General features: G+C 40.8%; 19 protein-coding genes. 12 read left to right on the forward strand and 7 right to left on the reverse strand.

Translation table 11 applies throughout. The annotated features are described in order from the left end of the window. The 5 genes from VB654_RS02830 to VB654_RS02850 all read right to left on the reverse strand — a co-directional run. Positions 1-426, reverse strand: a 426-nt coding sequence (locus tag VB654_RS02830; RefSeq protein ID WP_323211892.1) for a hypothetical protein, incomplete at its 3' end; no start/stop codon positions are given. Positions 427-432: 6 nt separating this feature from the next. After that, positions 433-999 carry a hypothetical protein gene (locus tag VB654_RS02835; protein WP_323211893.1) on the reverse strand — a complete coding sequence of 189 codons (567 nt, stop codon included), beginning with the start codon at positions 997-999 and terminating at the stop codon, positions 433-435. Then, complete coding sequence (locus VB654_RS02840; protein WP_323211895.1) at positions 989-1,288, reverse strand: hypothetical protein; 300 nt, start codon at positions 1,286-1,288, stop codon at positions 989-991. The genes VB654_RS02835 and VB654_RS02840 overlap by 11 nt, the downstream gene beginning before the upstream one ends. Positions 1,289-1,524: 236 nt before the next feature. Further along, complete coding sequence (locus VB654_RS02845; RefSeq protein ID WP_323211896.1) at positions 1,525-3,024, reverse strand: NADH-quinone oxidoreductase subunit M; 1,500 nt, start codon at positions 3,022-3,024, stop codon at positions 1,525-1,527. A 78-nt stretch (positions 3,025-3,102) separates the two neighbouring features. After that, on the reverse strand, positions 3,103-4,959 hold the full coding sequence (locus VB654_RS02850) for an NAD(P)H-quinone oxidoreductase subunit F (protein WP_323211897.1): 1,857 nt from the start codon (positions 4,957-4,959) through the stop codon (positions 3,103-3,105). A 661-nt stretch (positions 4,960-5,620) separates the two neighbouring features. Between VB654_RS02850 and VB654_RS02855 the strand changes: the two genes are divergently transcribed. From VB654_RS02855 to VB654_RS02885, 7 genes are all read left to right on the forward strand, one after another. Beyond that, positions 5,621-5,929 (forward strand): carbon dioxide-concentrating mechanism protein CcmK, encoded by a 309-nt coding sequence (locus tag VB654_RS02855; RefSeq protein WP_006194885.1) that lies wholly within the window; start codon positions 5,621-5,623, stop codon positions 5,927-5,929. A gap of 94 nt (positions 5,930-6,023) precedes the next feature. Then, positions 6,024-6,368: a carbon dioxide-concentrating mechanism protein CcmK gene (locus tag VB654_RS02860; RefSeq protein WP_006194886.1), complete on the forward strand. Its 345-nt coding sequence runs from the start codon at positions 6,024-6,026 to the stop codon at positions 6,366-6,368. Positions 6,369-6,374: 6 nt separating this feature from the next. Continuing rightward, positions 6,375-6,677 carry a EutN/CcmL family microcompartment protein gene (locus VB654_RS02865; protein ID WP_089092369.1) on the forward strand — a complete coding sequence of 101 codons (303 nt, stop codon included), beginning with the start codon at positions 6,375-6,377 and terminating at the stop codon, positions 6,675-6,677. Positions 6,678-6,756: 79 nt separating this feature from the next. Continuing rightward, complete coding sequence (locus tag VB654_RS02870) at positions 6,757-8,436, forward strand: ribulose bisphosphate carboxylase small subunit (protein WP_323211898.1); 1,680 nt, start codon at positions 6,757-6,759, stop codon at positions 8,434-8,436. Positions 8,437-8,628: 192 nt separating this feature from the next. Then, on the forward strand, positions 8,629-9,435 hold the full coding sequence (locus VB654_RS02875) for a transferase (RefSeq protein WP_323211899.1): 807 nt from the start codon (positions 8,629-8,631) through the stop codon (positions 9,433-9,435). Between the two features lie 47 nt (positions 9,436-9,482). Continuing rightward, positions 9,483-10,283, forward strand: coding sequence for a BMC domain-containing protein (locus VB654_RS02880; RefSeq protein ID WP_323211900.1), 801 nt, complete (start codon positions 9,483-9,485; stop codon positions 10,281-10,283). A 274-nt stretch (positions 10,284-10,557) separates the two neighbouring features. After that, positions 10,558-11,490, forward strand: coding sequence for a LysR family transcriptional regulator (locus tag VB654_RS02885; RefSeq protein WP_323211901.1), 933 nt, complete (start codon positions 10,558-10,560; stop codon positions 11,488-11,490). 65 nt (positions 11,491-11,555) lie between these two features. Here the strand turns inward: VB654_RS02885 and VB654_RS02890 are convergent, their stop codons facing one another. Beyond that, positions 11,556-12,980, reverse strand: coding sequence for a sodium/glutamate symporter (locus tag VB654_RS02890; RefSeq protein WP_323211903.1), 1,425 nt, complete (start codon positions 12,978-12,980; stop codon positions 11,556-11,558). 154 nt (positions 12,981-13,134) lie between these two features. Between VB654_RS02890 and VB654_RS02895 the strand changes: the two genes are divergently transcribed. From VB654_RS02895 to VB654_RS02905, 3 genes are all read left to right on the forward strand, one after another. Continuing rightward, a complete protein-coding gene (locus tag VB654_RS02895; protein WP_323211904.1) occupies positions 13,135-13,377 on the forward strand; it encodes an AbrB/MazE/SpoVT family DNA-binding domain-containing protein in 243 nt (80 codons plus the stop codon). Between the two features lie 108 nt (positions 13,378-13,485). Then, positions 13,486-13,716, forward strand: coding sequence for a DUF433 domain-containing protein (locus VB654_RS02900; protein ID WP_323211906.1), 231 nt, complete (start codon positions 13,486-13,488; stop codon positions 13,714-13,716). 8 nt (positions 13,717-13,724) lie between these two features. Further along, positions 13,725-14,087 (forward strand): DUF5615 family PIN-like protein, encoded by a 363-nt coding sequence (locus VB654_RS02905; RefSeq protein WP_323211907.1) that lies wholly within the window; start codon positions 13,725-13,727, stop codon positions 14,085-14,087. 67 nt (positions 14,088-14,154) lie between these two features. Here the strand turns inward: VB654_RS02905 and VB654_RS02910 are convergent, their stop codons facing one another. Continuing rightward, positions 14,155-14,424, reverse strand: coding sequence for a hypothetical protein (locus VB654_RS02910; RefSeq protein WP_416235652.1), 270 nt, complete (start codon positions 14,422-14,424; stop codon positions 14,155-14,157). A gap of 366 nt (positions 14,425-14,790) precedes the next feature. On the opposite strand from VB654_RS02910, the gene VB654_RS02915 reads away from it, so the two are divergent. Together VB654_RS02915 and VB654_RS02920 are read left to right on the forward strand one after the other, a co-directional pair. Further along, a complete protein-coding gene (locus tag VB654_RS02915; protein WP_323211908.1) occupies positions 14,791-15,063 on the forward strand; it encodes a type II toxin-antitoxin system HicB family antitoxin in 273 nt (90 codons plus the stop codon). 73 nt (positions 15,064-15,136) lie between these two features. Next, on the forward strand, positions 15,137-15,271 hold the full coding sequence (locus tag VB654_RS02920) for a hypothetical protein (protein ID WP_323211909.1): 135 nt from the start codon (positions 15,137-15,139) through the stop codon (positions 15,269-15,271). Positions 15,272-15,373 lie beyond the last annotated feature (102 nt).

A 15,373-nucleotide genomic window follows, 5' to 3' on the forward strand; every position in this document is an offset into this window, starting at 1 on the left:
GTAATCATTTTTGCTCCCTGTATCATATACACAAAAAGCTTTGATACCATTATTACTGCTTATGCCTCTAACCTTATAACAATTTGCATAAATAACACCAGGAAAATCCCTATTTTTACCTCTTTGTTGATCTAATTTTAGTTTATTTTCAACTTTTTGAAGTAATTGCTCCTTAGAGGAATATTTTTTACGATTTACAGACATACCTTTATCTTTAGCATCATCAAAAGCAAGTGGTTTTATTTTTCCAGTTTCTTCGTCTATATGAATCGGTGAGTAAATTTGCCTTATTAATATCTCATTGCCTTCTACAACACCTGGAGAATAACTACTGACTGAAACATTTTCACAAGTACATTCAGCATCATTTTCTTGTATAAATTTACATCTATTAGATTTTATACTATAAATATCTGAGCAATTCATAGAACATTAAATTTTATTAATTAAATTAATTAAATCTGCTGGTAAAATAATCTCTTCTTTAAGAGATACAGACTCTTCTCCTATTTCAAAATTACCATCATTTCCGTAATACCAAAATGTTCCATCACCCTCAAAACATATTTCAGCATAAATATTATTTTTTCCCCAAAATAAACCAACTATTCCTGTACCACTTACCATAGGTTTTGGCAGTGGTATAGAATCAGGTAACTTTTGAACTAGGCGAATACTTTCTTCAACTGTTTTTACTTGAGGCGCAATTCCTTGATAGCCATCCCAATCATAGTATAAATCTAGATAATTACGTAATGCGGTAACTAGATTTTGTACTTTACTTTCCTTAATTAGATTTTTATGCTTCTCAAAATATGAAACTTTATCAGTGTGTTTATTGTTCCTTAATTTATCAAACCGTATAGGAGTTATATGAATGGTACTTATATGATAGGATTGATTTCTGTCTATTTTGTAGGGTTTGTAGTAAATCAAAAAATTATCTGGGTGGCTGATTTTTTTTGAAATATATTCTTTAGATAACATTTTATTCATCACTATTTTTTAGAGTGAACTTTTCCAACGTTTTAATAATTTCCTCCTTATTACTATCAATCATAGCAATGACTTCTTTTTCATCTGTTTTGATTTGATTTAAAAATCCGGCACATAATCTCAATAAAGAAAGTGTTGGAATAGCTATCTGTACTTTTAGTTCTTCTTCTGTTTGTATTTCTCCATTATTTTCTGAAACATCAACGACAGAATAGAATTTTAGTTTAGTTAGGTTATGGCTCAACATAATTTCTGCTCCATCAGCATAAATCTCTATGCTATCTAATTTCATATACTAACCTCTAGTTTTATCTAACAGTATTGCGTTGCGTAATGTAGCAATGTGATTTAACTCTATTTCTTCAAAAAGATTATATAGATTATATTGATCATATCAATAAAAGCTAGTTATTGATATAAATATTATTTTTACGAACTCACTTCAACAAAGTAACTTTTCAGCACTGGGGATTAGATATTGGTACTCAGGTATACAAATATTTTTTCCTAGTCCCCAGTCCCCAGTTCCTAGTCTCTAGTTCTATGATCTAAAGACACCGCAGTTACTACATTTTGGGGATTAAGCATTGCTGTGATGGTAGGTTCAGTCCATCGCGCTAACCAAGCGGGTTGGATGCCGAAGATGACAATTAACACTGCTAAAATGACAGCAGGTATGCGATCGCTCCAAAATACACGCGGTAAGTTGGTAACTTGTGCAGACAATCGCCCAAAAAAGGCACGATCCATGAGAATTAAGAAATAAACCGCCGTTAAGCCTGTACCAATCATAGATATGAGGGTCTGCACCGGAAAAACTGGATAACTACCCCGAAAAACGATAAATTCGGAAATAAAGCCGACCATTCCTGGTACACCAGCGCTGGCCATGACTCCTAAAACCATTAAACTACCAATTACGGGTAAACCCCGTTCAGGGTTCAGCAATCCTTTAATTACATCTAGGTCACGGCTACCAGCTTTTTTGTAAACAACCCCTACCAGCAAAAACAGCAGTGCGGAAATCAAGCCGTGGCTAACCATTTGCATGACAGCGCCCAAGGTGCTTAAAGGTGTAGCCGCCGCCGCCGCTAACAGTACATATCCCATGTGTCCAATGGAACTGTAGGCTACCATTTTTTTCATATCTGTTTGCGCGATCGCACAGGATGAGCCAAATAGTACACTGATGACAGCCCAAGTTGCTAACCAAGGAGCTAAATAAGTCCAAGCTTCTGGTAACAAGTTCATCCCAAAGCGCAGTAAACCATAGGTTCCTAACTTCAATAACACTCCCGCCAACAGCACAGAAATGGGTGTAGAAGCTTCAACGTGGGCATCTGGTAGCCATGTGTGAAAGGGAACCAGAGGAATTTTAATGCCAAAACCAACTAAAATTCCTCCTAGCAGTAACAGCTGAGTTGTCAAGGACAAAGTTGAGGTATCTAAACTTTCTAGTGCAAAGCTAGAAGAACCACTTAGCCACACCATACCCAGGAAACTGGCCAAAATTAAGATGCCGGAAACAGCCGTATAAATCAAAAATTTTGTGGCTGCGTAGCTGCGTCTCTCACCACCCCAAATGGCAATTAATAGGTATAAAGGTATTAATTCCAGTTCATAAAACAGGAAAAATAATAATAAATCTTGTGCCAAAAATGCTCCTGTAACCCCAGCACATAGCAGGAGGATTAAGGAGTAATAAAATCTTGGACGTTGAAGGGATTCATCGCTGCTGTAAATGGCAATACAAGTTAACAGTCCATTTAAAACCAGCAACGGCAAAGATAAACCATCTATGCCTAGATTATAATTCAAGCCCAAAGAATCTATCCAGGGGATAAACTCGGCAAACTGCTGATTGACTTCTGCCGGATTAAATTTTATTGCTAGTAAACCTGTCCACAAGAAAATGATCATGGCGAAGAGTAAAGCCACTCTCCGAGAAAGTTTTCCACTCATTGGTGCAGGCCAAAAACCGATTAAAGCTGCACCAAATAAGGGCAGTAAAATTAATGCACTCAGCATATACAAGAACTATGTAAGAGGAGACGGAAAGAGAAAGGAGAAAATAACTCAGCACTCAGCACTCAGCACTCAGCACTCTTAAAAGGGCAATTTATCTAGTAAACCTAATGACCAGCTAATAAAAAAGCCCAGGACGCTAATCACTACGAGGATGGTCAACATATACCCTTGAGATTGACCAGAAATACTGTACTTTAAACCTTGTCCGCCGAGAATTGTGGCAAATCCTACCAAGTTTACAAAACCGTCAACCAGATAGCGATCGCTCCAAGCAGAAAATTTCGATAGCAGGGCAACTGCATTGACTATCGTGAGTTTATAAATTCTATCAATGTAAAAATCATAACCCAATAAGTCCTGCATAAATCTCCAGACCAGGACTCTAGAGCGTGACCATGCTTTATGCAGATACATTGTAGACCCTATACCTACCCCAATCACAGTAGAAGACAGCAGTATTAACAAGATGTACCAATCAAGACTTTCCCAATTAGGCAGGAGATACCATTGCTGTAGCATCAGGGGTAAGAGTAAAGTCACGACAGTTAGTGACACCATTGGCAATGCCATCTGCCAGCCAACTTCCGGGGCGCGGCGGGTTTTTTGTTGTGGTTCACCCCAAAATATTAATCTAAATACTCGTGTTAAGTTCAAAGCTGTCAAGCCGTTGACTAATACCAAGATGGCAATTACCCAAGGGCTGGCATGAACTAAGCCGTCAGCCCATGCCAGCATAGACCAGAAGCTTCCTAGTGGTAGCAGTGTTACCATGCCCGCAGAACCGACAATAAAGGCTGTGGTGGTGGCTGGCATCCGTGACCACAATCCACCCATTTCTGTTAAATCTTGGGTGCTAGTGGTGTAAATTACTGAACCGGAACTCATGAATAATAATGCTTTAGCGATCGCATGAGTGAGCAGCAACATTAAGGCCACACCACCTTGTTCTAAACCCACGGCTAAAAATACCAAGCCCATATATGCACTCGTGGAATGAGAGAGGGCGCGCTTAATATCAGTCTGCGCCAATGCGACCAATGTTGCACCAATTGCCGTTAAAGTGCCTAGCACAACTAAGGTATCTAACGCAACTGGGGATAAAGCTAATATTGGCTGAAGTTTATACAAAATATAAGCACCACCACCGACCACCAGAGAATTCCGCATCACTGAAGCCGGGTTAGGCCCTTCCATCGCTTCATCTAACCACAGGTGTAACGGAAATTGAGCGCATTTACCCGCAGGTCCGGCAATCAATGCCAAACCCAGCAAACTCGATGCCAGGGGACTTAAATCAGCCGTTTGCGCCCATTCATATAAATCAGAAAAGTTCAAGCTACCTGCTATAGTCGAAAGCGTCACGACACCCATTAATAGCAGCAAATCTCCCACCCGCTTAGTTAAAAACGCATCTCGCGCCGCCGTCACCACTAGCGGTTGAGCATACCAAAATCCCACTAATAAGTAAGTAGAAAGGGTGAGGACTTCCAAAAGGGCATAGCTCAAAAACAAAGAATCACTGATGGCTAAACCAGACAGCGCCATTTCAAAAAAGCCAACTAGGGCAAAGAAACGTGCCAGCGACCAGTCTTTTTCCATGTAACCCAGGGCATAGACTTGTGCTAACAGACTTAATCCTGTAATTAAAACTGTTGCCCCAATACTGACTGGAGAAAGTTCCAAAGCGAATGATATGTTAAAATCCGCAGCTTGGAACCAATTAATTACCAAAATTTCTGGTTCTCTATCCCAAATGTGCTTAAATACCAACAGGCTATGAGCAAAACCCGCAAGAGTCGTTAACAAGTTGAAATATGCCGCCGGCCTAGGCCCCGTGCGCTTAATGATTCCCATTCCCCACGGCAAAGTTACAAGTGCGCCAATTAAGCTATAAAATGGCACCCACCAACTTGTTGAAAATAGAAACTGATTCATTGAGATTTTCCTTGACGACTCAGCCTTGATTTTTTTAATATCCTTAAAACAATTATTTATTCAAAAAATAGTTACCTCAACTTAAATTTTTGGTTTTTTTAAACTATTTCTTACCTAAAACTTGAATAAGTATTTTTTATTTAGCTTACCTTATTTATGTATAATTAAATATAACTTTACATAGTTAAAAGCATTTACTCCTATTACATCATTTGTGATTATAAATTTCTCTTTCTACTTTTAGCAAATAAATTTATACGATATATTAAAAAAAATTATATATTTTTTTACCTAGTCATTAGGTTCTGCTCTCAAATCGGGCAAACTTAGAGTTAGCATAATATACAGCCATTAATGACTCCTGGCTGGAATCTATTGCTCTAGCTATGAATGTCCTTTTGTCAATGTAATAAAAAAACTATAAAGCATAAGCGGCGGCTTTAGTAATTGACCAAATTAGATGGAGCAGAACGAGGTATAAATTTTTGTTAAGTTTTTTAAAACTATTTTATCATAAACTATTATACTAATTTATATTGCCAGGAAGACCAAGCTTTCCTATGCTTAATATTAGAAGTGTTTTTATGGCTCAAGATGGGCCATTCCCGTTAAACATTTCACAACATAGTACTGATCGGATTACAATTTTAGGAGTTCTGCGATGCCAATTGCAGTTGGAATGATTGAGACTAAAGGCTTTCCAGCAGTAGTGGAAGCTGCTGATGCGATGGTAAAAGCCGCACGTGTTACGTTAGTAGGATATGAAAAAATTGGTAGCGCTAGAGTAACGGTGATTGTACGGGGAGATGTATCTGAAGTGCAAGCTTCAGTGTCTGCCGGCGTTGAAGCCGCTAGAAGAGTTAATGGTGGTGAAGTTTTATCAACTCACATTATTGCCCGTCCCCACGAAAACCTAGAATACGTCTTGCCGATCCGGTATACGGAAGCTGTAGAACAGTTCCGAACTTAAAAGCTGATTAAACAAACAAAGTAATTGACGCGCTTTGCTTTCTGGAGCGCCACTTTTTTCAAGAACTAAGAACTTTAATTCAGGATTACAACTAATGTCAATCGCCGTAGGAATGGTAGAAACGCTGGGCTTTCCGGCAGTAGTGGAAGCTGCTGATGCAATGGTAAAAGCCGCACGTGTTACTTTAGTGGGTTATGAAAAAATCGGTAGCGGTCGAGTTACAGTTATCGTTCGCGGTGACGTTTCCGAAGTTCAAGCTTCCGTTGGTGCTGGAGTAGAATCAGTTAAACGAGTTCACGGTGGAGAAGTATTGTCTACCCACATCATTGCTCGTCCCCATGAAAACTTAGAATACGTCCTACCAATTCGTTATACCGAAGATGTAGAACAATTCCGGGAAAATGTAAACGCGATTCGCCCTTTTGGTAGAAGACCGTAATCTGTAATGCAAATTGCCAAAGTTCGTGGCACAGTAGTCGGCACACAAAAAGATCCAAGTCTTCGAGGTGTCAAACTACTGTTGTTGCAATTAGTAGATGAAGAAGGAAATCTCCTGCCGAGCTACGAGGTAGCAGCAGATACCGTAGGTGCAGGAGCAGATGAGTGGGTGCTAGTCACTCGTGGTAGTGCTGCTCGTCAAATTCTCGGTAACGAACAGCGTCCGTTGGATGCAGCAGTAGTGGCGATTATTGATACCATTCACTTGGAAAATCGCCTTATGTACAGCAAAAAAGAGCAGTATCGATAGTCATTGGTCATTAGTCATCAGTTTGAGGCCAGTGATGAAAGACAACTGGCACAAAGCTTAACTCAGGAGGAATCTCGCAATGGTAGTCCGCAGCACGGCGGCACCCCCAACCCCGTGGTCGAGGAATTTAGCCGAGCCAAAAATCCATGACAGCACATTTGTACATCCGGTTGCCAACATTATTGGAGATGTGCGGATAGGCGCAAATGTAATCGTTGCTCCGGGGACCTCGATTAGAGCGGATGAAGGTACACCTTTTTCTATTGGTGAAAATACTAATATTCAAGATGGTGTAGTAATTCATGGATTGGAGCAAGGCCGAGTAATTGGCGATGACCAAAATAAATACTCGGTATGGGTGGGGAAAAATGTTTCTATTACCCACATGGCACTGATTCATGGGCCGGCCTATATAGGAGATGATGCCTTCATTGGTTTTCGTTCCACTGTATTTAACGCCAGAGTCGGTGCAGGCTGTGTCGTCATGATGCACGCTTTAATTCAAGATGTAGAAATTCCTCCAGGTAAGTATGTACCTTCGGGAGCGATCATTACTAGTCAGCAGCAAGCTGACCGTTTGCCGGATGCTGAAGTCGCGGATCAGCAGTTCGCTCATCATGTGGTTGGGATAAATCAGTCATTAAGAACTGGTTATCGGTGTGCTGCGGATAGCAAATGTATTGCACCCATTCGGGATGAGATTGCTAAATCTTATACAAATACTGGTATTACTGTTTTAGAGCTAGAAAGGAGTAGTGAAGTGTCGAGCAATAGCTTGGGTGCAGAAATCATAGAACAAGTACGTTATCTTTTAAACCAAGGGTTTAAAATCGGTACTGAACACGTAGATGAAAGAAGGTTCCGTACTGGTTGTTGGCAAAGTTGCCAGCCCATTCAACCAGGATCAATGGGTGAAGCGATCGCAGCTTTAGAAAGTTGTTTGAGAGATCATAGCGGCGAATATGTGCGGCTGTTTGGTATTGACAATGGTAGACGGCGTGTGTTGGAAACCATTATTCAACGCCCCGATGGTATAGTCAGTGCGATTAAATCTAGCGGATTTAAAACACCTGTTAGTAATGGTAATGGTAATGGTAATGGTAATGGTCGTTACAGTAGTAATGGCAATGGCCACGTTGCCAGTAGTGGCGCACTCAGTAGCGAAACCATAGATCAAATTCGTAGTTTGCTGTCCAGTGGTTACAAAATTGGTACAGAACACGTAGATGAACGCCGTTTCCGGACTGGTTCCTGGACGAGCTGCAAGCCTATTGAATCCACTTCGACAAATGAAGTGATTGCCGCTTTAGAAGAATGTATAGAATTGCATCAAGGCGAATATGTGCGCTTAATTGGCATTGATGCCAAAGCCAAACGGCGGGTTTTAGAAAGTATTATTCAAAGACCAAACGGTGCTGTTGCCCCATCTGACACTAAAAAATCCTTTAGCACAGCGAGTTATGGTGGTGGTACAGCCACAGCTACCGCTACCAGTACTAAATTGAGTTCTGAAGCCGTAGACCAAATCAGACAAATTTTGGCTGGTGGATATAAAGTTAGTGCTGAACACGTAGATAAAAGACGGTTCCGTACAGGTTCTTGGGCAAGCTGCGGCCAAATTGAAACCAAATCCGACAGAGAAGCGATCGCCGTCTTAGAAGGATACCTGGCTGAATATCCCGAAGAATATGTGCGCTTGATTGGTATCGACACCAAAGCCAAGCGCCGCATCTTAGAGACGATTATCCAACGTCCGTAGAAGTGTTGAGTTAAAAGTGCTGTAAAGTCCTACGGGCAGTAACTACGCTGAAAATTTAGCGGAGCTTAACCCATGCTGAGTTGATTTTTGAGTCAAAAGCCTAGCATTACAGCCATTGCAAAACTTACAATAAATAAAATTTACTCAGCACTCAGCACTCATCTATTCCCGGCTTCCGAGGTTAAAATTTCCATGTCTGTGCCGCCACTGCACCTTAGCAACAACTTCGACTCTTACACGAGTGGCGAGGTGATTATTCATCCCAGTGCAGCACTTGCACCTGGAGTGATACTTCAAGCGGCTGTCAACAGTAAGATGATCATTGGCCCAGGGGTTTGTATTGGGATGGGGTCAATTCTCCAAGTTAGCGAAGGAACCTTAGAGGTAGAAGCAGGAGCAAACTTGGGAGCCGGTTTTTTGATGGTTGGTCAGGGAAAAATTGGCGCAAATGCTTGTGTGGGTTCAGCAACCACAGTTTTTAACTGTTCAATTGCGCCGGGAACAGTCATTCCCCCAGGCTCAATTTTGGGCGACACGAGTCGGCAACTTGAAGACACAAAACAACTGGATTCATCCATTAATCATGGATCTAATCCCATTCCTGAAGAACAGCCAGAAGCAGAAAATAATTTAGAGGTGACTGAGGAAACTGTCATATCCTCAACTACCATTTCAGCAAAAGCTTACTGGAAATTCAAACACCAGTCTAATTCCTCTTCTGAATCTTCGCCTATATCGTCAAGCCAGCCTGCACCTGTAGAACCACCACCAGAACCACCACCAAAACCACCACCAGAAGAACCATCACTGGTCGAAGAAAACACCAACGCTACTAATTCCATTCCCCAGGAAGCAGATTCTAGTCAGCCTCCCACTGCATCGCCTAATAGTATCGGGAACCAAATTTATGGACAAGTCAGTATAAGTAAATTGTTAGTTACATTATTTCCCCATAGGCAAACCTTAAATGGCCCCATTTCGGACGATAAGTCTGAGTAAGTGTTAATTGTAAGTTGTCGGTTTCGTGAGTAACGTGGAAAATTCACATGGAAACATCTAATCAACACTCTCTTAGCACAATTCGGAAGTCCCGCCGTCGAGATAGTCTGAAAAATACTGCTTTAGGTTTAGTCTCTACCAGCAGCTTTCCCGCCATAGTGGGGACAGCAGATATGATGCTGAAGTCGGCTGGTGTTCACCTAGTGGGGTATGAAAAAATTGGTAGTGGGCAGTGTACAGCTATTGTTAGGGGTGGCATTGCTGATGTGCGTCTGGCGGTAGAAGCTGGGGTTCAAACTGCTGAACAGTTTGGTCAATTGGTTTCTAGTTTGGTAATTCCACGGCCTTATCCTAACCTGGAGATAGTCTTGCCCATTACTAGCCGTTTGAGCAAATTGATGGAGGAAGGAAATCAAAGCAGTTTAAGTAACTTAGCCATTGGTTTAGTAGAAACGCGGGGTTTTCCGGCGATGGTAGGTGCTTGTGATGCCATGCTGAAATCGGCTGATGTTCATTTAGCAGCTTATGAAAAAATTGGTGCGGGTTTGTGTACAGCCATCATTCGTGGAACTGTGGCTAATGTTGCCGTAGCAGTAGAAGCGGGAATGTTTGAGGCAGAACGTATTGGGGAATTGAACGCAGTCATGGTGATTCCTCGTCCATTGGATGAAATGGAGAATACTTTGCCTTTAGCAAGTTGCTGGATTGAACACCGTGAACCATTGAATATGCCTGTGAATGTCGAGGAACAGGTTGCCGAAATAGAAGTACTACAGTTGCCTGACTTATCTCAAATCCCGGCAAAAGTTGCCGAAGAAGTGACCGAAGAAATATGGAAAGATGAATGATGAAATACTGAAAATAAATGATCTATTGTCGGCAATTCTCATTTAAATTTGGGTATTCAACATTCATCTTCTGTTGGAAGGCATCTTACGCTTTGCTTGTTGTTTTGATATTAACTTGTGATTACCATAAATAAAACAAGTTTATTTTAATAACATTGATAGATTTTTATCTATAGTAGAATTCAGAACTTCGTATGAGTGATTCGGCATCATTGGCAAGTGTTCAGTGATACTAAATTTATAGACATAAATCGCTATTAAAGGAGAATCACTCTTGAAGCAGGCAACGCTACACCAGTTGAAAGTATTCGAGGCGGCAGCACGGCACAGCAGCTTTACTCGTGCGGCGGAGGAATTATTTCTAACTCAACCCACCGTCTCTATGCAAATTAAACAACTCACAAAATCGGTGGGGTTGCCATTATTTGAACAGGTGGGAAAACGCCTATTTTTGACTGAAGCCGGACGAGAATTATTTGCCACTTGTCGGCAAATTTTTGAAACTATAGCCCAGTTTGAGATGACTGTGGCGGATTTAAACGGTCTAAAACAAGGACAATTACGATTGGCTGTGATTACAACGGCTAAGTATTTTATCCCTCGTTTATTAGGGCCATTTTGTCAACTTTATCCAGGAATTGAAATTTCGTTACAAGTCACGAATCACGAACGTATCTTGGAACGGATGGTCAATAACATGGATGACTTGTACATTATGAGTCAAGTCCCAGAAAGTGATGTCAACTATGAGCCATTTTTAGATAACCCCTTAGTAGTATTTGCACCCGTTAATCATCCTTTAGCAAAAGAGAAAAATATTCCCATAGAACGCTTGACAAATGAACCTTTTATTATGCGGGAACCGGGTTCAGGAACTCGTCGGGCTGTGCAGCAACTCTTTGATGAACATGGCGTAAAGGTAAAAGTTAAGCTGGAGTTGGGGAGTAACGAAGCGATTAAACAAGCGATCGCTGGTGGTTTAGGAATTTCAGTTTTATCACGTCATACCTTAATGCCAGACTCTTCTGAGTTCAGCATTTTAGATGTAGAACACTTTCCGATTAAGCGCACTTGGTATATGGTGTATCCATCGGGGAAACAGTTATCTATCGTCGCGCGTACTTATTATGAGTATTTACTGGAAGCTGCGAAAAAGTTTGCTGAAGAAAGTGGATTTTCTGTTTACAGTGAAGTTGAGGACAAATAATTAAAGGTTTGTAGCGACGACCACCGGAGATAGAGAGGACTAAAGTCCTCACTACAAACTTTTTATTATGCGCTTTGCTTGCGGATTTGCTTACAGTTATAGAAACCAAATATTAGCCAAAATGCCAAGATAAATGAGGTTAAGAACAAAATTGGTATGGGGCCAAAATTGTCAATTAACAGTGGTGCAGCAGCAGTAAATAAGCCTCCACCAACAATAGGTTCAAACAGCAATTGTTTATAAGCAAAACTTTCAAATGCACCAGAACGGTTATCTGGGTCTACCATTCGCAATAGTAATAATCCGGTGGAAGTCACACCCATCGATTGCCCCATGTCGCCAAGACCACGTTCAAACCAGTAAAAAGGTAGGAGATGGGGGCCTAAAAATACAAAGGCGCAAACATTCCAAGTAATACCAACAATGGATAAAATTAGGAAAGGAGCAAGATTATCTCCCAATACAGACAAAGAAATACTTGCTAGGGCTGTGACAATTGTTATATCTAACGCCAGTCCACCAATGTTTTCCATCAGGGGACGACTAATTAAATAGGTGCGTCTGGTACGCATAAGTATATACTGCACAATCATTCCCCCGATCAAAGCGATGGGAAATAGCGGCACATAGGTAATCAGTTCCACTCCAGCGCTTCCCCAGGTGATTGATTCAATAAAACGCAAAGCTTCTAAAATTAGCCAGCCAATAGCGATCGCTAGTCCGACAAAACCAAAGTTGAGTGATAATGGATCAATTAGTAAGTTGCGGACTAAATGTTTTCTGGCAATTGTGACACTTGGTTCTTCTTGTGGTAGTTCGTTCTCTACATTTTCTAAATTATCTGACGCTTCACGGCTGACTTGGATTTTTCCAGTTCTACGTCCCCAGTGGATTAAAATTGTCCCGGAAACTACGCCAGAAACTAGCCCCACTGTGGCTAAAGCTAAAGATAAATCAGGCCCGGCGGCAAAACCCAATTCTGTAAAAGTTGCAGCCATCCCAGCTGATGTCCCGTGTCCCCCTTCAAAGGCGACTTCAATTAAACAAGCCGCTATGGGCGGTAAACCAAAAACTGGTGTTAATATGGTGATTGTTAGTATTATTCCTACTACGTATTGACCCCAAGCAATGGATTGACCTAAAGCCACTTGTGGGGCAGCCTTACGCCAAAATTCGCGCAATGTCGGCACATATTGACCGAGAAACAGGGTGGCAAAAACAATGTTAATAAAAATACCCGGAGACTGTGACCAAACCGCCTGGACATTTTCGGTAAATAGACCTTGAACCAAAGGAGATTCGGGATTTACTGATTTAACAATTGCACCCAAAGCACCTTTACCCAGGAGTAAGGCCAGAATACCAGCAACAATTGAACTAGGTATGTAGAGCGATCGCAATATTCCCAGGCGCTGTCTAATTAATCGCCCTACCAGGATTAAGATAGCGATGAGAATATAAGCCCAGAATACATCTATGAGTTTGAACATATTTGTAACAGTTGCCTTGAGCAAGTTTGCACAATGGGAGCATCCTTTGTATCTAATGATTCTCTATGAGTCTGGACATATTGGCAATAGCGCTCTGTGCATTGGCGAATATACATTATATTTAAGTAAGGGAAATATGTAAGGAGTCGTAGTAATGGCTGACGCGACCATCACAACCAAAGGACAAGTAACCATCCCTAAAGAAATTAGAGATTATCTTAATCTTGATGCTGGGAGTAAGGTTGATTTTGTGATTGATGAAAATGGCATAGTTAAACTGATTCCTCTCAATGTTCCTATCCAAAGCTTATCCGGGATTTTATATCGTCCGGGAATGAAAAGCGCATCTTTAGAAGAGATGGAAACAGCAATCAGAAAAGGTGCAAGTAATTTGTAATTCGTAATTCGTAATTATTAAAAATATCAAAAAGTATGATATTGAGAGATTTGTCAGGTTTTACTTTAGTCAATAAACGAGTTGATATTAAGTTTGGAGAAACAATTTATGTTAGGTCTAGACAATATTACATTTGACCCTGGCATCATGGGAGGACAAGCTTGCATTCGGGGGATGCGAATCCCGGTTTCTTTAGTGGTTAATTTAATAGCTAATGGGAAAATTGTAGAGGAAATTTTAGAAGAATATCCTGATTTAGAAGCAGAAGATATTCGTCAATCTTTACTGTATGCGGCGTGGTTGACACAAGAACGGGTTTATCCCTTCAAAATTGCTTAATAAGTAAAATGAGATTTTTGGCAGATATGGGAATTTCACTACGAACTGTATCTTGGTTGCGTGGTGATGGTTATGATGTGGTGCATTTGCGCGATGAAGGTTTACAAAGACTACCAGATGATCAGATTTTAATGAAAGCCCGTGCAGAAGGGAGAATTTTATTAACTATAGATTTAGATTTTGCCCAATTGTTAGCTATTAGTGGGGATAGTCTACCCAGCGTTATTTTGTTCAGGTTGGGAAATGAAAATTACGATGCAATTAATAAATGCCTGACAGAAGTTCTGCGGGAATGTCAAGAAGATTTAGAGATTGGGGCAATTATTTCTGTAAGTAATGAAATCTTCCGAGTAAGGCAATTGCCTATATAATTTAACTGTGATGCAGTCGGGCGATCGCTCATTGTTTTATCTTTGCATAAGAGCGATCGCTTAGTGATTATGGCATTAAAATCTGACGAATTAAAATACTCATTACTTCGCCTGGGTTAGTGGTTGGAAGTAAAGGACTCCAGTCGCCGATGCTGGCGTAACCAATTACCTGCAAATAATGAATTGTGCTGCTGACGGTTTTGGGGGAACCAATCAGTAAATGCTTAATGGGTTCTCTTCTGGGTGAGGCGTTTTCAGGGGATGGATTTTCGCTGGCTGGATCTAAATCTTCAGTGGGTAAATTTTGAGACTCTACAAAATTGTGTACTTGTGTCATCATTGTAATTATCTCCCATTGTGGAGTGGAGTGAAAGGCGATCGCAGACTCTTGTCCGGAGGGCGATCGCCTTTCTTTGTACATTTTCATTAAAGTATAAATTTATACCTTTGTCAATACCCCAAGGCGAAAAAACTCAAATTTAATTTGAGTAAAATTCAGGTTGAAAAAAGAGAATTATTTTCTATGATTCAGAAATATAATGATAGCGATCGCCACCATAAAAAAAGATCCCCGACTTCTTCAAGAAGTCGGGGATCTGAGCCTCTCGCTAGTGACAAATCAGAGAGAATAGCTATGTTTTTATGAGACAATAAAATTAAAGTGATAACTTATAGTTTAATCATCTGAATAGGATGTAATTTCATGGCTATACGCTTCATTTTGAGCGACTATCTTGAACAAGCGATCGCTAGTGCCGTTTATGACAAGCTCGAAGATCATACATTTGCGGGTAGAATCCCTATTTGTCAGGGAGTTATAGCCTTTGGCTCGACTTTGCGCGAGTGCGAAAATGAGTTACGCTCAACACTGGAAGATTGGATTTTGCTGGGGTTGAAGTTGGGACATCCCCTACCAGTGATTGATAATATTGACTTGAATAAGGAGCCGACCCTTGAGCCGATGGACACCGTGTAAGCGTCGGGATTTTGTGCAGAAATTACGGCGTATTGGCTTTGAAGGGCTTTATTCCGGAACAAAGCATCAGTTTATGGCTTACGCACAACATCGCCTCACAATTCCCTCTAATGATGAGTATTCTGTACCGCAACTACGAATGATGCTGCGGGAAGTCGAGGTAATTTTGGAGCGTGAAATTACCCTAGAAGAATGGAATAGTCTTTAAAATTTCGCCTGTGAATGATCGCTTGTACAATACCATCAATAATTTTCATCCTGAATTTTGTTGCCGGCAAATTTCCCAATTTTCACGAACAGTAATAGTATT

Origin of the sequence: Nodularia sp. UHCC 0506, assembly GCF_034931045.1 — a bacterium.
Classification (GTDB): domain Bacteria; phylum Cyanobacteriota; class Cyanobacteriia; order Cyanobacteriales; family Nostocaceae; genus Nodularia.